Raw genomic sequence first — 20,220 nt, forward strand, 5'->3', positions numbered from 1 at the left:
CTGTTGTCCCCTTTCAGTTTCCCTCCAAGGTTAGCCAAGTGATACTAGGTCTTTTAGGGTTGACCTAACAGCTTGCAATCACCGTTTTTCCTTGCCCCCTTATGGGCGCACAAAACCTCCACCAAAACCACAAGAACCACCGTAACTCATATTTTCTCCTCCTTTTGGTTTGAAAACTAATAGGTAGTTGATCATTTTAACTGGTTCGTATTATACATTATGTATATATCCCTTTTTTGAGCATGTCTACATAAAAATAAGTAAAAGCACTCGTTTAAAGAGTGCTTTAAAATGGATACCAAAAGTTTTGAAATACGTTTAATTTTAAATATACCGCAACAATAAATATGAAAATACCGGCAAATAAAGCGATGAAATCTTCACGTTTCGCCTTACTTGTATAAAACCATGTACGTTTATCCTTCTTTCCAAATCCTCTTAAATCCATTGCATTTGAAACCGTATCTATTCTTTCTAGAGAATGAATGATTAGTGGCCAGAAAATTAAAACACGGTTCTTCATACGAACCCATAAACTTGCTTCTCCTTTTTCAAAAGCCACTCCTCTCGCTTCTTGCGCGTGTTTAATAATTTTATACTCAGACTGGATGTCAGGAATATAACGTAGTGCAATATTTATTGCATAAGTAATCTTATAATGAATACCAAGTTTACTTAAGCTACTTACAAATTCGCTTGGATCTGTCGTGTAAATAAAAAGAAGTGTAAATGGTAATAACGTAAAATACTTTAATGAAAGTGTAGCTGCATAAAATAATGTTTCATATGTAATCGTTGCATATCCAACATGTAAAAACGCGGTATATGATTCAGTTAATTCAGATCCATGAGTTGGTGTAATCAATAAAATCATGACAGAGTTTAATAAACTAAATGTAAATATGACACTAAAAACAATTAAAATTTTACGAAATGGAATTTTAGCAATGCTGAGCCCGATACACCCAATAATAAATAATATTAGCAACACCCGAAAATCAAAAAACAAAAAAGTAAGCGTCATACAAAAAATAAATAAAAACAATTTCACTATCCCATCCATACGATGAAAATATGTACTATGCACCTTCCTCCCTCCTATTACTGTCTAAATAAAGCTCCATAAATTTTTCTGGACATGCAATCCCACTAAATTTAACAAGCTTGGTTAAAGAACTCTCTCTTAAGTTGGCTCTTTGTAACGTTTCTTGATCGCCTAATACATCAAACACTGTATTATCCGCAATAATTTTCCCTTCATGTAGAACTACTGCACGGTCTGTATATTCTAGCGCGAGATTCATATCGTGAGTGATAAAAACAAATGAAATTCCCTTTTTAGCTAGGTTTTTAATAAAAGACATAAATTGTTTATAGTGATAATAATCTTGTCCCGCTGTCGGTTCATCTAATATGATAAGTTTAGGATTTGTTGTTAATACAGATGCGATTGTTAATCTCTTTTTTTGCCCATAGCTTAGTGCTTGAATTGGCCAATTACGAAATGGATATAAACCACAAATTTTTAAAGTTCCTTCTACTCTATTCTTAATTTCTTCCTTAGAAAAATTATGTAATGTTAATGTAAATGAAACTTCTTCAAAAACAGTAGGCTGTGTAATCATATGATTTGGATTTTGCATCACGTAAGATATGATTTCCCCACGTTTACGAATAGACCAAGAACTAATATCTTCACCTTTTAACAAGATTTTCCCATTTTTCATTTTGTTTATGCCTATAAGACTATGAGCTAATGTTGATTTCCCTGCTCCATTATGTCCTAACAGTGCCACAATTTCTCCTTCATATATTGAAAGGTTTACATTTTCTAATACTTTTTGTTTATTAGAGTATGAAAATGATAAATTCTCCACTTTAAGTAATTCCTTGTTTTTAGTATTCCCTTTTAATATGACTTGTTTCTCCATCCACTCTTTTATAACGTTGCTTACCTTTTCTTTTTGAAGGTTTTCCATTGGATATATTACGTCATTATTACTATCAAAATGTAATCTCTTTAATGCTTCGATGTAAATAGGCTCTCTTAAGCCGATACGTGGTAATATATTTGACGCTAAGATTTCTTTTGGTGTTCCTATCGCAATGACTTTACCTTCATCAATTAATATAACTTTGTCTAAATCCAGGTTTAAAATTTCTTCTATTCTATGTTCGATAATAACAATCGTTTTATTATATTGTTCATGTATATCTTTCATAAGTTTTATCGTATGTAAGGCGCTTAGTGGATCTAAATTAGCTAACGGTTCATCGAACAATAATATATCCGCATTTGTTGTTAATAAACCCGCTAGAGAAACTGTTTGCTTTTGACCTCCTGATAATTCATGTGGACTTTGTTTATGAAACGTATGCATCTTCACCTTTCTTAATGAGTCCGAAACAATCTTTTTCATGTCATCTTGCTTTACACATTCATTTTCTAAATAAAAAGCTACATCTTCCTCTACTGTCAGACCAATAAATTGAGCATCTTGATCTTGCAAAATTGTTCCTACCTGTTTACTTTGTTCAAAAATACTTCCTTCCCTCGGATCTTTACCGGCAATTAAAACGTTACCTGTACTATTCCCTTCGTAAGAAAATGGGATTAGCCCATTTATACAATGAGCTAATGTCGACTTTCCTGAGCCACTTCGTCCAGCAATTAGCACTTTTTCCCCAGGGTATATATGAAAGGTAATATCACTTAAAGTAGGCTGCACAGCATGCCCATATTGAAAGGTGAATTGTTCAAACGAAATAATTGGTTGCATGTTAACATCCCTACTTTTCAATTTTTAAATGTGTATGTTTCTTATTGGATTTCGCCAAACCAATTGTAAGTGGCAATCCAAGTACTAAGAAAACGATGACATCGGAAATTGTTGCTCCTAATACTTGTATAACAATTTTGTCAAATGGTTCTCCCATCACAATAATATCGAATGCCCCAGCAAATATAATAGCAATGACAATACCAACTAGCCCAGTAATTGCTAAATAAGAAATATCCCCCTTGTTAAATGACCCGTTTTTCACACTAAAACCAACTCTTTTTTGAATAAGCCCCATTGAAAAACCAATAATACCTGAACTAATAACCCAGCCCCACCAAATACCCCAGCCAGCAATCGTATCTGTTACGGTATGACCGATAAGTCCGATTAACAGTCCTGCCACTGGACCAAATAATGCTCCAAAAACAGTTAATATAGCTAATGCTGGTTTAATAAATGTATTCGGTGCAATAGAAAATCCCCAAAGTCCTAATATCCCGTATAATGCTGCTCCAATACCGATTGCTACTACTAACTTTGTTGATAATTTGTTCATGACAATTCCCCTCTCATATTAGTCAACTTTTATTACTCTATATTTAATTTAAAAATGAATTATGCATCGACACTCCCTTTCTATACAACAAAAAAATGACCTCTTACATAAGAGGTCATTTTCTTTCACATTCAAGAATCCTCTTATCTTTCAAAAAACACATCGTGTCCTCTGCGGAATTAGCACCTTCCTATAAAATTGCATAGGGGTTGCTGAGGTTTCTTAGGGCCGTTCCCTCCACCTCTCTGGATAAGTATTAATTTGTAATTCGTATTATGGCACTAAAGAATGCAAATTTCAACACTTTTCTTACTATTTTTATTTTTTTGTTAAATAGATCATTTAAATCATTGTATTCTTATCGGAATTATGAAATAATAAATTCAAAATCGTTTCGGGAGGAATGCATTATGAAAGTTATTGGTTTGATTGGAGGATTAAGTTGGGAATCTACATCATTATACTATAAACATATTAATACACTTACACTCTCTCAATACGATCAAAATGCAAAGTTAGTTTTATATAGTATGGACTTTGGTGAAGTAACTACTTTATTACAAAACCATCAATATGAAGAAGTGAAAAATGAACTAGTTACAGTTGCAAAGAAAGTTGAAAAATCTGGGGCTGAATGTTTATTAATGTGTTCAAATACCGTACATCTATTTGCCGAGGAAGTAGAACAAGCAATATCTATCCCGCTTCTTCACATTGGTGATGTAAGTGCTAAAGAAATGGTAGAACAGAGTATAAAACGTATCGGACTATTAGGAACAAAACAAACGATGGAGCAAGATTTCTATAAATCACGATTAGCGAAATATAACATTGAGACAATTATCCCAAATGAAGAGGAAAGAACCTTTATCCACCATGTCATATTAGATGAATTAAGTAGAGGGATCATTTCAGAAACATCTAAAGAAAAGTTATTACAAATTACAAAATCATTAATTCAAAACGGCGCTGAAGGTATATTATTAGGCTGTACTGAAATACCTTTACTTATCTCCCAAAATGATCTTACTGTTCCCGTTTTTGATACTGCTTTTTTACACGCAAATACTGCTGTGCAATTTGCTGGATAAGAATATACAAGCATAAAGGTGAGAACCTCTATGCTTGTATACAGTTACGACTATTTATCCCGCTATTTATGGGTAGTAAAATCCCTACCGATTAAAGTTTTACTTTATTTAAAAGAGATTCAATAACTGCAATTGCTTCTTTTGAACCACCACATTCTAAAAAGCTATCATTAAGTTTTCTTATACCATGTTTATACTTTTCATTTGAAAGAACATCTGTTACGGCCTCTTTTAAAGTGTGCACATTAACATGTTCTTTCAATAGTCTATGTGCCGCTTCAAGCTCAGTTAATCTTTGCGCTATCATTGGCTGGTCTTTATCATGCGGTATTATTACAAATGGGACATTATAATGAATGGCATCGTGTACGCTATTCATACCGCCATGTGTAATAAAAACATCTGCTTCATTTAATATTTCTGATTGAGGTACGTATGGAGCAATTATAAAATTATCTGGTGCTTTCTTAATTTTAGAAATATCATTTCTATCACCAATTGCCATTACAACTATCCCATCAAAATCTGAAAAAGTATCAATACAAGTATTAAAGAATGGTTCGAGTCCTTCAAGCAGTGTTCCCATTGAAATATAAATAACTTTCTTTTCTTTAAGTGATTCCAGTGGAAACTTTATATTTGTTTTACGCTTTGAAATACTCGGTCCAATAAAAATGTTATTTTCTCCGAACGATTCGTTATTAGGTTGGAAATAGCGACTTGTGTATACGAGACAAACATCACCCTTATTATTCATAAATTGAAGATTATTCTTTGGTTTTACTCCAAATTTATGTTCCATCTGATTTAGTAATTTTTCAGAGATTTCCTCTGGTTGGAATGGCATATCTGCATTTGGATGAAAAGGTAATGTCTTCAAAAATTCTGGCGGAATTAAAAATATAGGTGAGGACACTACACCTGGAACTTGTAAATACTCCTTTACTAACTCTCCTGCGCCAAATATATCATAAATTACGAAATCAAAATTTATACTTTCACATAATTGTTTCGTAATTTCTAATATATATAAAGAAGTTTGAACATGCACATGAAAGAAAGCATTTAACCCAGATGAGGTTTCAGCATCAATAGAAATCTCTTTTAATAGATCCGGATGAATATGTACAGTAGCTCCTAAATCTTCAATTCTATCCTTAAAGTTTGCCGTTGTAATATAATGTACGTTATCCCCTCGTTTAGTAAAAGCTTTTACTAAATTTAATGTAGGGTTTACATGTCCCTCTGCTGGAAAATTAACCACTAAAATATTTAGCACTTATTCCTCACTCCTTACATTTCATTGTTTTAATTAAGCATACTGTTATTTGTACAAGTAATCTTCCCCTAATAGTCCTAATATGCTTGCTACATTATATTGATAAATAATTTTCAGTCATCAACATAAAAAAAGCATCTACCTATGTAGATGCCTAACCTTGATAAGGAGTGTTCTGTGAGGTTAGAACAAGCTTTTCTGCTTGTCCTATGCTATTAATATATGATTGATTTTATAAAACGTGAATAGTTAATAGAATTATTTTATCCATTTTATATGATCAAATGGATAAAATACCATTTCTTTTACCTATTATATTTGACTCATCAATAAGTCCAAGTGTATTCCTACTATCTTTACTATGATTACGATTATCACCTAACACAAATAATTTATGCGTAGGAACTTTTATTTCTCTAAAATTTGAAAAACGATTGGATACTTGTGACATATCTAAATGTATATACGACTCATCACGCTTTTTACCGTTAATAAATACCTCATCCTTTTTTAGTTGTATTTTATCCCCCGATAATCCAATAATTCGTTTCACATAGTAAGTAGGCTCGTCTTCTTTTTTTATAATGACAACATCTCCATGATGAAAAGACGATAAACAGACATTTACCTTATTAACAAGTATATAATCTTTTTCATTCAAAGTAGGTTGCATCGAAATTCCTTCTACCATACAAAATAAAAAGGACTTATTAATAAAAATAACCCCTATTATAATTAATATGTAGCTACATATGTTCCTCCAATATTTTAGAATAAACAGCTTCATATATACCTCATTTCTAATCTATCCCCAGATAAAAACGCCTCTAGTTTACAGGAATGCTAGAGACGTTTCGTACATTTTAATTCTCTTTAGAGGCATCTGTTTTTGGCGCTTCACCAGTTAACCGCTTATTTTTCAAATCAAAATAAGCATCTAAAACTTCTTTTCCAATATCGGAGTTAATGCCCGATTTATCATTTTCAACCCACGGTACTACAACAGAAAATGCTACTTCTGGATCATCATATGGCGCATATCCAGCTAATGTTAAGTTATAACATTCTCTACGATCGCCTTTCGCATTTCGCCCAATTGCATTTTCTCCACCATATACAGTTTGTGCGGTCCCTGTTTTACCAGCTGGTTTATATGGTGCTTTTTGGAACGCTCTTACTCCTGTTCCATCTCCTTCTTGAAATACTTTTCTAAATCCTTCTTTTACTTGATTAATATATTCTTGTTTCATATCGATTCTATTTAAAACAACGGGTTCTATTGATTGTACTACTTTACCAACCTCATCTTTTTGAACGGTTTGTTCTCTAATCTCTTGAACAATTTGTGGTTTCATTCGATATCCTCCATTTGCGATAGTCGAAATATATTGTGCAAGCTGAAGTGGTGTATACGTATCATATTGCCCAATAGAATAATCTAATAAGAAACCAGGCTGATTATCTTTTTTTCCAATTTGCCCTGCAGTTTCATTTGGTAAATCAATACCAGTTTGTACACCTAGTCCAAATTGCCTGAAATAATACCTCATTTTATCAAAATATTCTTGTTTAATATCTAGTGAACTATTTTTTACATAATCCACGCCAGCAATTTTTAATGCTATATTAAACATATAAACGTTTGAAGAAACTTGTAACGCTCTTAGATCGTCTATATCACCAAAATTTTTCCAAGACTTCTTTTCCTTAGTTCCTTTAAACTTCATAGGTGCATCATAAAAATGTGTTCCAGGAGTTATTGCATTTGTTTCAAACCCTGTTAACACTGTCGCACCTTTAACCGTTGATCCAAGCTCATATGAACTTGTCAGCGTGCCTAAAGCATAATCTTCTACTTCCATTTTCCCGTCTTTTTCTACAAGCCTTTTCCCAGCCATTGATAATACTTGGCCATTTTTAGGATTCATCATCACTACGAAAGCACGGTCTAACATTGATTCTGATCCTTTATATTGTTTTAATATTTTTTCTATGCTCTCCTCTACTTTTTTTTGCAATTCCATATCTATTGTTAAAGTTAAATTTTTACCGCTTTTTCCTTCCGAAACCGTTTCCGTTCTAATAGTATTTCCTTGTTTATCAGCAATGCTTCTTACTTCTTTTTTTGTACCATGAAGTACATCTTCGTATTGCTGTTCGATATAACTTTTGCCGACCCTATCATTTCGGCTATAATCACGCACTAAATAATAATCTAATCGTTCACGTGGCAATCCTTCATCAGCATTTGAAACGTTACCAAGGACAGAACGGAATAATCCATCATTTACATAGATTCTCTCCCAATCAACTGATGCGTCTACTCCTGGAAGGTTCGCTAAATTTTCACTAATCACCGCATATTCCTGTTCACTAACGTCCTTTTTAATAATTTGAGGTGCCATTTGAAAACCTGAGGTCATTTTACTTTTAATAGCTAACACTTCTATATCTTTAGCCGTTAGTTCTTGAAGATTTTTATCTGTAACGCGTTTCCTTTTTAAATCTTCTATTTTTTTGTCTAGCTCTTTTCCGGTAATATCCTTATCTCGGAACTTATCTATTTCTTTTTTTGATACTAAGTCTTGAGCCAGTTCTGGATTCAATTGCATCCAAAAGTCTTTCTTATCAGTCTCAGTTAACTTATCTATATCTTCTTGTGGCATTTCAATAATATCTGCAAGTTGTCTTGCTGATTTTAATATTTCTTCTTGTTTTACACCTTTCACCTTTGTATATGTAATCGTACGTAAAGACTTATTATCAACTACTGGATTTCCTTCACGATCAAATATTTTCCCACGTGGTACAGAAAGGCCCACGGTTGCATTTTCTCTCTTCTCTAATTCATTTTTATATGTTTCTCCATCAAAAATTTGCACTTTCCCTAACTGAATAATAATGCCAGAGAATAATAAAAATACACAAAGGAATAAAATATTTAACCGGAGAGGTACTACTCTACCACTTTTCTTCTCTTGCTTTTTCACCTTGTCATAATCTCCTCCTTACAATATTTCAAATAATAATCACATTTCTATATTAAAAGTAATGTACAATTTCTATACATTGCTTTGTACAAATATTAATATAATGTTTAAAACTTAATAGAAATTAAAACAAAGGTAAAGAAAAGGTAAAGTTTACTAAATTAAATATAAAAAATACCCAATAACAAAAAGCTTAGTTTTCACTAATCGCTTTGTTATTGGGTATTAATTGATTTAAGAATTACTACTAGTGCGTATTGCTATACATTTGTCGTCACAATTAGAAAGAGATTGTTTACTTAGTACTTTCGGTAAGTAAATAGTTACTGTTGTCCCGACACCAACCTCGCTCATGATACTAATTGTCCCTTGATGACTTTCAATAATTTTATAACTTAACATTAATCCAATACCAGTCCCTTTTTCTTTCGTACTATAAAAAGGTTCACCTAATCTCTTAATTCTTTCTTCAGGTATTCCTATTCCTTCATCTATTACATGAATGATGACACCATCATCATTTATTTCTTTTATGTGAATTGAAATTTCCCCACCATTTGGCATAGCTTCGATTGAATTTTGCAAAATATTAATAAATACTTGTTTCAATTGATTTTCTGAGCATTCAATAATTATATCTTTGTCATCCGTAAATAGTTCAACTTGAATATTTGTCATAATTGCTTTTGTATTCATTAACGATACGACATTTTTAAAAATTTGATAAATATTTTTCTTTTCTGTATTTATCTCATCTGTTTTAGCAATTGCCAGAAATTCTTGCAGGATCGCTTCTATCCTTTCAATTTCAGAGAGCATAAGATCAAAATATTTTTCTTGATCTTCTTTATTAATTTGAAATAACTGTATAAAACCTTTAATTACAGTTAAAGGATTTCTTACTTCATGAGCCACGCCAGCTGCTAATTGACCAATTGCTGCAAGCGTATCTGATTTATTTAGCAATTCTTCTGTCTTTTTTCGCTCTGTAATGTCGCGTACAATAATCATAATTTTATCATGTAATAATGGTAAGCACCTAGCCTCAAAGAAATCAATACTTCCATTAAGTGTGAGTGGATATTCTACAATTACATTCGTTCCTTTTTCCTTCACTTGATTAATGGCTTCCTGAAACTGCTGTGCTACTGAAGATGGTAATACTTCGTAAAACTTTTTTCCCATAAAAGCTTCTGCGGGTACGTAAAACTTTGTAGGAGATCCTGCCTTGTAATCTATAATTGTGCCATCATCTTCTGTTAAGAAACATAAATCTGGTAAAGCTTTAAAAATTAATTCCAGTTCAGATGTTTGTTGTTTTAACTGCTCTTCTATCGCTTTTAAATGTGTAATATCTACACCAACAGCCCAATAACTATATCCTGTTACAGGAAACTGTTCTGATATATTCGACCACATTATTGTTTTGATTTCACCATTTTTACATGTTAAGTGCATTTCCCAATCTCTGAAATTTTTTCCACAAGTTAAAAATTTCTTTTGTATTTGATGGCGATAATTATAATCAGGATACAATAATTGCAGTGCATTTGGATTTCCAATTATTTCTTCAGCGGTATAACCTGTTACAATTTCACATTCTCGATTCCACAAAACAAAATCTCCATTATAATCAAGCGCATCGACCATAACAGGCATGTTTTGTAAAATCGTATGTAGTTCCTCCTCTTTCCGAGAAAGCAACGTTGTACTTTTACTTTGAAATACTTTTATTGCGCCATCTAAAATTAAACTTGAGAGCATTTCAAAGTATTTTTGACAACTGAAAATTTCACTTTTTTTGGACCATACAACAAAAGATCCTAAATGTTGATTGTATAAGAAAATGGGGATTTCAATCTTTGGAAGTTTACTCTTTTTTATCTCATTCATTCCGAATGAAAAAACACATTCTTTTTCAGCATCAAGAAGTTGATGTGATATATTAGTTAATTTATAAAATTGTTCTGCCATGGTTTCTATTGTACTCACATCAATAAGTTCCATTAGCCGCGAATTCATTCCTTTTTCACCTCAATATGTAAAATTAATACAAATCTAAAATTCATACTTCTCCATTATACGAAGAAAGCTAGTGTAGGTATATAGCTGTAGAATAATTATTCGAACAAATTTTATTTTTCAATTAAAATAAGAAAAGAATATATATACTGAATATACCTTTAATTAGTATATATTTCGTTGATTCCTCACTTATTGTCTAGTAACTTGAATTCCTCCTTACATTCACTGAATTTTCACTTGAGAGTCATACACGTTACTAATAGCGGTATAAACATGCAATAAGTATAAAGTTCATAAAATATTCACAATTTTTATGAAAAATATAAACATTTATTCCAATATATTCTATATAATAAAATGTAATAAGGCTTCTATGAATCTCATAGAATACCTTACCCCTAATAAAAAAGAAAAAAGAATCCATTTGGATTCTTTTTTCTTTTTTAATTACATTACATATTTATATAAAGCATGTGCCACACCATGTTCTTCATTTGATAACGTTTCGTATTTACACATTGCTTTTATTTCTTCTACTGCATTCCCCATTGCAATTGATATGTTCGCTTTTTCCATCATAGAAACATCGTTTAGCCCATCACCTATCGCTACAGTGTTTTCAACCGGAATATTAAGATGTTCTGCTAAAGTATATAATCCATTCCCTTTTTGAGCATCTCGATGATTAATCTCTAAATTGTGCCAATATGAAGATGTAATTGCTAAATTTGTATTATGAAGAAATGTTTCTTTGAGTTTTTTTAATTTCTCAATTTCATAAGAAAATGGTAATAGTTTATGCACATGTATATCTGTTTCTACAATTGGTTTACAACTTTCCGCACTATGAAACGCTGTATGCTCAAGATATAATGCTGCGATTGTTTCTAACTCTTTCAAGTCGAAATTTTCTTTTGAATTCTTCACATGCTCAATTTCATTACGTACACTCTCTACTCCATAATCCGGTACATACACACCTTTATCAGTATAGAGCTGATAATATAAACCATTCTCTTCAAGATATTCTACAATTTCAAGTGCCTGCATATTTTGAATTGGATATCTCTTCATCATTTTTTTATCTTTATATATAAGAGCACCATTTTCCGCAATGATTGGACACTCTAAATCAACTTCTAACAATAATCGCTCAATGTCAACAATTGAACGTCCTGTACAAATTGCTACAACATGGCCAGCTTCTTGACATGTTCGAATTGCTTCTGCATTTTCTTTACTTATCATTTTATTCCCCGAAAGAAGAGTTCCATCTAAATCAATTGCGATTAATTTCATTATTTCTTCACCACTTTCTATAAATACACGAGTTCTAATTAATTATTAGGTATCGTTTTCATACAATCCTCGTGAGGTACTTCTTATTTATAATTTATGAAAAGCGTTTCAGGTCAAGAAATAATTAAAAATAAAATCCAAAGCTTTTCTTTTTAAAAAAGCTTTGGATTTTAAACTATGAATTATAACTAATGTATTTTGTCTCACACATGTACACATTTTTTTCTTCAGTTGGGATATATACTTTAAACTTTTCTAACCGTTTTCCATAGACATGAATCGTAATAACGCTTTCATTTTTGCTAATTTCAAGAATATGACAATCCGCTGGTGGAATTACTTTATCTGTTTCTCCTTCTCCCAAATAAAGATTTCCTGTATGTGTTAAATAAACAAGTGAATTTCCAAGTTGTTTCGTTTGTATAAAGTTCTGCACCATAATCCTTCCTGAAAAAACGCCTTCTACTCCCCATGTGCCGTCATGATCATGTAAAGGTGTAGATTGTCCATCTTTCCATACGAGAGCTAGTACTTCAAAACGTTTGAGCGGATCTTCATACAATAAATGTCGTGCATATTGAGTCAAATTGGCCTTCTGTTTATCTAACGGAAGCCATGTTTTCTTTTCTAAAAGTTCTTCTAGTAACTTTTCAATGCCACACACTATTTCTTCTTCAAATAAATCGTTTTCCATAAGATCTGTAACACCTTTAATAAACTTTTGAAATGATTTACTTCCATTACAAGTCAACATAAGAATCCTCCTCTACGTTTTATACAATTCCATATTAAGGTGATTACCGAAAACTCACAATTGAGAAACAAAAAACAAGATGCAAATGTATGCACCTTGTTAAGATTTTTATTTAGCTTTCAATCGAATAGGTAAGTATTTTAATGTTTGTTCATTTTCCAATATACATTTTTCTAAACAGAAAGATGGAGATAGCTCTATTTTTTCAAAAGCATTTATAAAGGTAGTTAATGCAATCTCAGCCTCTAAACGTGCAAGTGGTGCTCCTAAGCAAAAGTGAGGACCTTTCCCAAAGGTTAAATGCTTTTCATTTCCTGTTCGATGTACATTAAATTGAGAGGCTTGTGAAAATTTTTTCTCGTCTAAATTCGCTGCACTAACCCACGCAACAATCATCTGATCCTTTTTCATTAAAGAACCAAATATATTTGTATCCTCTGTAATCCTCCGGGCTAATGTAACAGGAAAGCGATAGCGTAATACTTCCTCAATCGCTTTTGAAATTAAGTTAGGTTCTTTTCTTAACTCTTCATAAATTCCAGGTGAATCTACTAAAAAGCAATAAAAGCTATTAATAATTAAATTTGTAGTGGTTTCATTCCCAGCTGCTAGTAAACCTAATGAAAAGGTTACAATTTCTTCATCGGTTAATCTTTCGCCTTCATATTCAGCTCGGATTAAATCAGAAATGATATCATCGGTTAAATGATATCTCTTTTCCTGAACAATCGGTAGAAGGTATGCTTTGAATTCATTTAATGCTATCCCTTTCTCAGCATCCAGATCATTAAACTTTTCTTTACTATACGGCATAAATAAAATATCAGACCATTCTTTAATTTTTTTACGATCTGTTGTTGGGACTCCTAATAAATCAGAAATAACGGTAACAGGTAAAGGTGCAGCAAACTGTTCAACGATATTAACTTCACTACATTTTTCGATATGTTGTACAAGTTCATCTGCGATAGCCTGTATTCGAGGTTTCCACTGTTCTAAACTTCTTGGAGTAAATGCCTTAGAAACAATGGAACGTACATTGCGATGTTCTGGTGGATCTGTAGAGTTTATATTTATTCTAGTTTCTAAAGGAGGGATTGAGAATTGTCTGCGCTCCCTTCTACTTGAAAATAAGCGATAATCTGATAAAACACGATTTACATCATCATATAAAAAAACATTCCATACATCCTGCTCTTCATCATAATGAACTGGGTGATTATCCCTCATCAAACGATACCATTCATATGGATTCCATAATTCTTCTTTTGTTTTCAGCTTTGAAATTTCATGAACTAAAATAACATTTTCAGGTGAAGCCATAGTTCTTTCCTCCCTTTTCTTTTACAATAAAAGTGATAGGTCGGCAGTTCAAAGTTGTATAAACTATCATATGTTATTTTAACATATACTAAAGGGGATTTTTCATTAGAGAACTTGAGAAATATATAAGGGGGATTTTTATGTACGTTGATATTTTACTACTAGCAGAATTAACGACCGGACCAAAACATGGATATGAAATCAAAAAAAATGTTCAAAATCGTTTAGGTGAGAATTTTGAATTAAATCACAACATGCTTTACCCTGCCCTTCGGCGCTTTGAAAATATGGGTGCTATAACGAAAAAAATACATAAACAAGTTGGAAAACCAAACCGAAATATGTACGATATAACAGAAACAGGAGAAGAAATTTTTTCTGAAATGTTACGAGAGTTTCCCGAAAAACTTGCGACAAATAATGCAGAATTTCTTGTTCGTATCGCGCTATTTGAAAAACTTGAATATGAAGCTAGAAAAGAGATTTTGACTGTACGTCAAAACGTACTACATAGTCAACTTACCGCTATTCAGTCTCTAGAAGTTACCTCAGCCTTTATTACTGAAGTCATTGAATTTAGTAAATCACGAATTGAACATGAATTGAGTTGGATTACATCACTTATGAAGAAAATATGAAAAAATAACAAAAAAAGTTAAAATTAATGAATGAAAATGATATTTATTATCAATACTATCATTAATAAAAGGGCAACCACGATTTGGCTACCCTTAAAGAATTTACACTTCTGGATCAAATGTTTTGCAATCTGTTTCTTCCGTTGTAGATGCATGTTTACCTTTATGACTTACTACGTAAATTGCCTCTGCACTACATTTATTACCGTTCGCCCAAAATTTACAGTTGTTTACTTCACATAAAACGTCTTGTGCCATAGTATCACACCTCCTTGTTCTATTATCATTAACAAAATTCGGAGGTATGATACTATTTGTCATCCATTTTTCATTCCCTTTTTAGCTTTCTTAATGGTTCAATATCTCCGCGTACAATAGCATCAATATTTCCAGTTATTTTTTCAATATCAAAATGCCACCATTGAATTTGCAATAATTCTTGAATTATTTCATTTGAAAATCTCTCTTTTATTTTATTTGCAGGGTTTCCACCAACAATTGTATATGGTGCGACGTCTCTAGTCACAACAGATTTAGCTGCAATGATTGCACCATCCCCTATTTTTATTCCGGGCATAATTGTTGTATCCATACCAATCCAAACGTCATTTCCTATAACTGTATCACCTTTATAAGGTAAATCAGACAAACTAGGTGTATACTTCTCCCACCCATTTCCAAATATATTAAATGGATATGCCGAAAATCCATCCATCCGATGATTGGCTCCGTTCATAATAAAGTTAACTCCAGATGCAATACAACAAAACTTTCCAATAGTAAGGCGATCTCCAAGAAATTCATAATGATGTAATACTCGATCTTCAAATGTTTCTCCATCTTTCGCATCATAATAAGAATAGTCACCAACAAGTATATTAGGTTTTGTTATTATATTTTTTATAAATTGAACGTTTTGATTGCCTTCAATAGGGTATTTAACATTTGGATTAGGATTCATTTTGTATAGCACTTCCTTTACCACTTATTTCACTTTCTACCGCTATTACTGGCTTTAAATTGTATATAGGTAAAATAAACAATAATCCAATTATAAAAAGTAAAGCCGTCCCTTCATACATCATACTTAATGAAAACATCTCTTTTAATGAGCCAGCTATACTCATCGTTACTACCATTGAACCGGTAAAAAGCGGACTTAAAATACCATTTACACGACCTATAAAATCGGTATCGCTATTTTGAATAATAAGCGTATTAATACCAATTTGGATACAAGGAAGAGCTAAACCACTAAAAAGCTGCGCTGTAAGTGTCACCCATAAATTTGTAGAATATCCTATAATGCCAATACCAATTGCTTGACCAAGCATACCGATAATTAACATCTTTTGCGGAGCAACGTTTTTCGCAAATACCATTGCTAATGCTCCGCCAACAATCATTCCCGCACCATTTACTGTTAGTAGCCACTGTAAACTCTCTTTTGATAATCCTAACTGCTCAGTCACAATAAATATACCTAATGGCTGAATTAATCCTATACCTAGTCCTGCAGCCATAAAACAAAGCCCTAGCAAAGTTAATGCTTTTTTCTTTTTGACATACTTAATACCATCCTTCATCTCCTGCAACAGAGTGATATCCTTCTTTTCTACGTCGTTTTCAAGATCTTTCGGAAGGAATAACAATACAACTGCCGCAAGTAAAAACGAAATACCTGTTATGATGATTGAAATATAAATTCCAAAACTATGAAAGATAAATGTCCCTAGTATTGGTCCTAATACCATAAATATTGCAAATATCGTTTGATATATAGACATTGCTAATTGAATTTGTTCCGTTGATAAATGTTGTTTAAACAACTTCATTCCAGATGGTTGTGAAAACTGTGAAAGGATTGCAGAGATGAGTGTCACAAAAAACACAATTTTCCACGTTCCAAACATAAGCGTAATTAATACAGCGAATACTGAAATGGAACTTAACGTTTCACACCATATCATTGTCTTCCTTGGCTTCCACCTATCAGCAAAAGTACCGCCAATAAATGAAAAAATAAAAATTGGAGCGAATTCAGCAACTGAAATCATCGAAATAGCAAAAGCATCACCTTTTGTCATTTCCATTACATATAGTAATACCGCAAAGTTTCGAACCCATATTCCTATTTGTAAAAATAATGCTGATGCTAAAATCCCTTGAACAAACCGATTTTTTAATACTTGTGATACCCCATTGTTTTGTTTCGTTACTACATTTGTCGACATAAAAAAGCCTCCTATTTCATGTTCTGAACAGGAGGCAGCACAAATCATATAAAAAGACTATATATTCGCAGAGCGAAATACATCCCTTTTCTATAAATGTACAGACTAACCCTATTCAGAAGAATATTTCGTTTTTTAACGAAGATCTCTTACAAATAGAATTAGTTGATCATTGGGATGTTTTCACCCTTCCGTTTCGAATTTAAATAACACATACATACTCTATGTAAATCATTTTCGATGTATGCATGTCTCCTTTTAACTATTCTAGAAAGTTAAAGGCAATTCCTCTAAAGAACGCATTAAATAGTTACCTTGCCATTTAATTTCTTCACGATTCCCTTTTATTTGTAGTTCAGGCATTCGATTAAACAAAGTAGTAATAGCAATCTTTGCTTCTAACCTCGCAAGTGGAGCGCCTAAACAGAAATGGCTACCATGACCAAAGGCAATATGACGATTATTTTCCCGAGTAATATCGAATACTTCTGGGTTTTCAAATACAGTTTCATCACGATTTGCAGAAGCTAAGGCAATGACAACCATATCTCCTTTTTCGATTGTTCGGTCGTGAATTTGAAAAGGTTCCGCTGCCCATCTTGCAGTTGTAACCTCAACTGGAGAATAATAACGCAATCCTTCCTCAATAGCCGAATCAATTAGTTTTGGATTATCTTTTAATAACTGTAATTGATTTGGATTTTCAAGAAGTGCTAATACCGTATTTGTAATTAAATTCACTGTCGTCTCGTGTCCTGCTACAATTAATAGCATTATCATTGAATATAGTTCCCGAGCGCTAAGTTTATGCCCTTCACTCTCTGCAAGTATTAAAGCACTCACTAAGTCTTCTTTTGGCTCTTTTCGTTTAATATCAACTAAATATTGAAGATATGTAATAAACTCAGATAGTTGTTTTTCGGTCTCTTTTATTTCTTCAGGTGTTTCTGGTGATGCAATAACAGCATGAGACCAAATTCTAAATTTCGCTTGATCTTCTTTTGGAATACCGAGCATCTCACTTATTACAATAATCGGTAATGGAAATGAATAATCATCCACAAGATTTAATGTACCTTTTCGCTCTATATCACTTATCAAATCATCTGCTATTTTCTCAATTCTTTTGTCTAATTGTGCAATCATCTTCGGTGTAAAAGCTTTTTGAACTAAAGATCGTAAACGACTGTGGTTAGGTGGATCTGAATTTAGCATATGTGTTGTTAAGTGGTCACTATTATCAACGGAAAGATACATGTTCTTTATATCTTGAGAAAACACATTTGTCCAATCTTTTTTTAAACGATTATCTTTTAAAAGTGGCAGAGCATCTTCATATCTAGTAATGAGCCATTCTTTACCGATTTCAACTTGGTTTACAAATAATATAGGTTGTTTTTTTCGCGATTCTTTATAAATTTCATACGCATCTTCTTTAAACTGAGCTGAAGCTAAATTAATGCCATCCTCTATGCTTAACCCAACTTTGTTTTTCATTGACATTGTATTCCCTCACTCTCATTTGTTTTTGAAAATCAACCCAACATATGCATTATACTCTAATAAAAAAGTGAAAATTGTAAATTTTTAATCAAAATCTTACTTCGTATATTGAAAAATAAAAAAGTGAGAGAGTAAAATCGTTTCACTCTCCCACTTCTCTTTATGCGAAGCACATAAAATTACTAATTTGTTGATAGCGATAACTTACTTTACGACGACGACCACCTTGCCACGTGTAACCTGACACTCCATTTCTTCTCACTTCAGTCGGGAAGAACCATAAATCTCTTCCGAAAGGACCAGGACGATGTAAGCGTAAATAGCCCCATCTTCCTAGACAGTTACACATCCATGATTTCATATTACCTGGTTGTGCTGGAGAAGCAAATGTAGACGGTAACGACGGCGCTTGTGACGGAGGTGGTGACGTTGGAGCATCTTCTGCATCATCTGGTCTGTAATCTTCTTGTTCAATATCTCTCACTTCATTTGTAGGTTCATACCCGTAGTCATGTGGATTATAATACATCGCTTGATCATATGGATAATTTTGTTGGTTATACATATTAACAAATCACCTTCTTTTCATTCATTACCTTTACCATTCATATGTGATATGCCCTCTCTGGGAAGCTTATGTATAGCCCAAATTCAACTTAAAAAGCTCGTATTATTAAAAATACGAGCCTTTCAAAAATAGAATGTGTTTATTATTTCCTTAACTTCACACTATAAAAACGCATTTCATCTAACGAACCTTCAAATTCAAATACTTCTTGTTTAATTAATTGTTTCAAGCGATATTCTAAGAAAGTATCTCCAACTAACTGTTCAACAAGACCAAGTGCTTCACCAATTACTCTAGGAGCTTTAAGGAACTCTCGATCAGCACCCACACTTTTCGCGCATTCAATTATAAATTGATCAAAATAATCTTCCTGTACAGAATGCACTTCATTTTCTTTCCAAACTCTTAAACATTCTATGCTTTCCGATAATCTATCCCACTCATTTTCAAACTTCATGCGCTTCTCTTCAGTTAAATAAGGTAGCTTTATAAAACTTTTTTGGAATAGAGCTAAACTTTCAGGTGGTAATTCTCCCGTTCCACGAATATCATACTCTTGTTTTAATATTTCTCTACTTGCTTCAGACGTATTAATAACTCGAATGTTTTTCTTATCCTTTAATTGTGCCATTACAAAACTTAGGCCTACATGTTCATGTGCATTATCAGCCTTCCAAATTGTAATAGGCGTTTCAACAGGAATAGTATGTAGTTCTTCTATAGTTGCTATAAATCTTGATAAATATTCTTCTTCAAAATAACTATCATAAGCAGTTAAGTTATTTATTAACCACTTCTGTCTTACTAGTTGCCCCTCATTCGTATGCAACCTATATATCGGTCCAATTGAAAAGAATTCCGAAAAAGCAACAACACTCTCTTCAAATAATTCTTCTTGACTTAACATATATTTTAAGCAACCAGCCGTTGAATCATCAAAAGCAATATGTACGTGCGTACTTTCTTTTACATTCCCTTTATAAGTAGGATTACTCGTTAATTGTTTCGGAATATCCATCAAATTTTTAATTGTATCTTCACTATAGTTTTCTTCTAATAAGTTTAACTGTATGAGAATACTTTGAAGTAAATCTTTAGCCTCATCTTCGTACATATCCTCTACAGCATTTTTAATTTTATCTATCACACAAATCCCTCTATTCATTTCAAAAATAAC

The 20,220-nt window shown here is 32.5% G+C and carries 17 protein-coding genes, 1 pseudogene and 1 riboswitch; of the genes and pseudogenes, 2 read left to right on the top strand and 16 right to left on the bottom strand.

The features are described from left to right. Positions 1–286: 286 nt before the first annotated feature. From ACS2CR_RS20585 to ACS2CR_RS20595, 3 genes are read right to left on the bottom strand one after another with little or no spacing between them, the layout of a single operon-like run. Positions 287–1,087, bottom strand: coding sequence for an energy-coupling factor transporter transmembrane component T family protein (locus tag ACS2CR_RS20585; RefSeq protein WP_000556363.1), 801 nt, complete (start codon positions 1,085–1,087; stop codon positions 287–289). Continuing rightward, positions 1,080–2,780: an ABC transporter ATP-binding protein gene (locus ACS2CR_RS20590; RefSeq protein WP_053513675.1), complete on the bottom strand. Its 1,701-nt coding sequence runs from the start codon at positions 2,778–2,780 to the stop codon at positions 1,080–1,082. Before ACS2CR_RS20590 ends, ACS2CR_RS20585 begins: the two co-directional genes overlap by 8 nt. A 10-nt stretch (positions 2,781–2,790) precedes the next feature. Continuing rightward, positions 2,791–3,339, bottom strand: coding sequence for an ECF-type riboflavin transporter substrate-binding protein (locus ACS2CR_RS20595; RefSeq protein WP_001038210.1), 549 nt, complete (start codon positions 3,337–3,339; stop codon positions 2,791–2,793). A 140-nt stretch (positions 3,340–3,479) separates the two neighbouring features. Continuing rightward, a riboswitch (SAM riboswitch) is annotated at positions 3,480–3,595 on the bottom strand. 154 nt (positions 3,596–3,749) lie between these two features. On the opposite strand from ACS2CR_RS20595, the gene ACS2CR_RS20600 reads away from it, so the two are divergent. Then, positions 3,750–4,430, top strand: coding sequence for an aspartate/glutamate racemase family protein (locus tag ACS2CR_RS20600; RefSeq protein WP_000864399.1), 681 nt, complete (start codon positions 3,750–3,752; stop codon positions 4,428–4,430). A gap of 91 nt (positions 4,431–4,521) precedes the next feature. On the opposite strand, the gene ACS2CR_RS20605 is transcribed toward ACS2CR_RS20600, so the two are convergent. The 7 genes and pseudogenes from ACS2CR_RS20605 to ACS2CR_RS20635 all read right to left on the bottom strand — a co-directional run bounded on the left by ACS2CR_RS20605 (position 4,522) and on the right by ACS2CR_RS20635 (position 14,100). Then, a complete protein-coding gene (locus tag ACS2CR_RS20605) occupies positions 4,522–5,709 on the bottom strand; it encodes a macrolide family glycosyltransferase (protein WP_000932165.1) in 1,188 nt (395 codons plus the stop codon). Between the two features lie 258 nt (positions 5,710–5,967). Further along, a pseudogene (lepB, locus tag ACS2CR_RS20610) lies at positions 5,968–6,496 on the bottom strand (signal peptidase I). Positions 6,497–6,572: 76 nt separating this feature from the next. After that, complete coding sequence (locus tag ACS2CR_RS20615; RefSeq protein WP_000743767.1) at positions 6,573–8,699, bottom strand: peptidoglycan D,D-transpeptidase FtsI family protein; 2,127 nt, start codon at positions 8,697–8,699, stop codon at positions 6,573–6,575. 234 nt (positions 8,700–8,933) lie between these two features. Continuing rightward, positions 8,934–10,721 (bottom strand): PAS domain-containing sensor histidine kinase, encoded by a 1,788-nt coding sequence (locus ACS2CR_RS20620; protein WP_016110062.1) that lies wholly within the window; start codon positions 10,719–10,721, stop codon positions 8,934–8,936. A gap of 450 nt (positions 10,722–11,171) precedes the next feature. Next, positions 11,172–12,023, bottom strand: a complete 852-nt coding sequence (locus tag ACS2CR_RS20625) for a Cof-type HAD-IIB family hydrolase (RefSeq protein WP_053513665.1) — start codon at positions 12,021–12,023, stop codon at positions 11,172–11,174. A 175-nt stretch (positions 12,024–12,198) separates the two neighbouring features. Next, on the bottom strand, positions 12,199–12,777 hold the full coding sequence (locus ACS2CR_RS20630; RefSeq protein ID WP_053513663.1) for a cysteine dioxygenase family protein: 579 nt from the start codon (positions 12,775–12,777) through the stop codon (positions 12,199–12,201). 108 nt (positions 12,778–12,885) lie between these two features. Beyond that, complete coding sequence (locus tag ACS2CR_RS20635; protein WP_000168014.1) at positions 12,886–14,100, bottom strand: cytochrome P450; 1,215 nt, start codon at positions 14,098–14,100, stop codon at positions 12,886–12,888. A 140-nt stretch (positions 14,101–14,240) separates the two neighbouring features. On the opposite strand from ACS2CR_RS20635, the gene ACS2CR_RS20640 reads away from it, so the two are divergent. Continuing rightward, positions 14,241–14,738 (top strand): PadR family transcriptional regulator, encoded by a 498-nt coding sequence (locus ACS2CR_RS20640; RefSeq protein WP_000289122.1) that lies wholly within the window; start codon positions 14,241–14,243, stop codon positions 14,736–14,738. Positions 14,739–14,840: 102 nt separating this feature from the next. Here the strand turns inward: ACS2CR_RS20640 and ACS2CR_RS20645 are convergent, their stop codons facing one another. The 6 genes from ACS2CR_RS20645 to ACS2CR_RS20670 form a co-directional block, all read right to left on the bottom strand. Continuing rightward, positions 14,841–14,996: a DUF1540 domain-containing protein gene (locus tag ACS2CR_RS20645; RefSeq protein ID WP_000046095.1), complete on the bottom strand. Its 156-nt coding sequence runs from the start codon at positions 14,994–14,996 to the stop codon at positions 14,841–14,843. A 70-nt stretch (positions 14,997–15,066) separates the two neighbouring features. Continuing rightward, a complete protein-coding gene (locus tag ACS2CR_RS20650) occupies positions 15,067–15,699 on the bottom strand; it encodes a Vat family streptogramin A O-acetyltransferase (RefSeq protein WP_001069249.1) in 633 nt (210 codons plus the stop codon). Then, positions 15,689–16,972 carry an MFS transporter gene (locus ACS2CR_RS20655; protein ID WP_016110061.1) on the bottom strand — a complete coding sequence of 428 codons (1,284 nt, stop codon included), beginning with the start codon at positions 16,970–16,972 and terminating at the stop codon, positions 15,689–15,691. Before ACS2CR_RS20655 ends, ACS2CR_RS20650 begins: the two co-directional genes overlap by 11 nt. A gap of 267 nt (positions 16,973–17,239) precedes the next feature. Beyond that, the gene (locus ACS2CR_RS20660) at positions 17,240–18,475 is read right to left on the bottom strand and encodes a cytochrome P450 family protein (RefSeq protein ID WP_000062125.1); all 1,236 of its coding nucleotides are present in this window, start codon (positions 18,473–18,475) and stop codon (positions 17,240–17,242) included. Between the two features lie 160 nt (positions 18,476–18,635). After that, positions 18,636–19,040, bottom strand: coding sequence for a hypothetical protein (locus ACS2CR_RS20665; RefSeq protein ID WP_000282680.1), 405 nt, complete (start codon positions 19,038–19,040; stop codon positions 18,636–18,638). Between the two features lie 145 nt (positions 19,041–19,185). Then, positions 19,186–20,190: a DUF1835 domain-containing protein gene (locus ACS2CR_RS20670; RefSeq protein WP_000565679.1), complete on the bottom strand. Its 1,005-nt coding sequence runs from the start codon at positions 20,188–20,190 to the stop codon at positions 19,186–19,188. Positions 20,191–20,220 lie beyond the last annotated feature (30 nt).

This window comes from Bacillus cereus group sp. BceL291 (assembly GCF_051776705.1).
GTDB classification, from domain to species: domain Bacteria; phylum Bacillota; class Bacilli; order Bacillales; family Bacillaceae_G; genus Bacillus_A; species Bacillus_A cereus.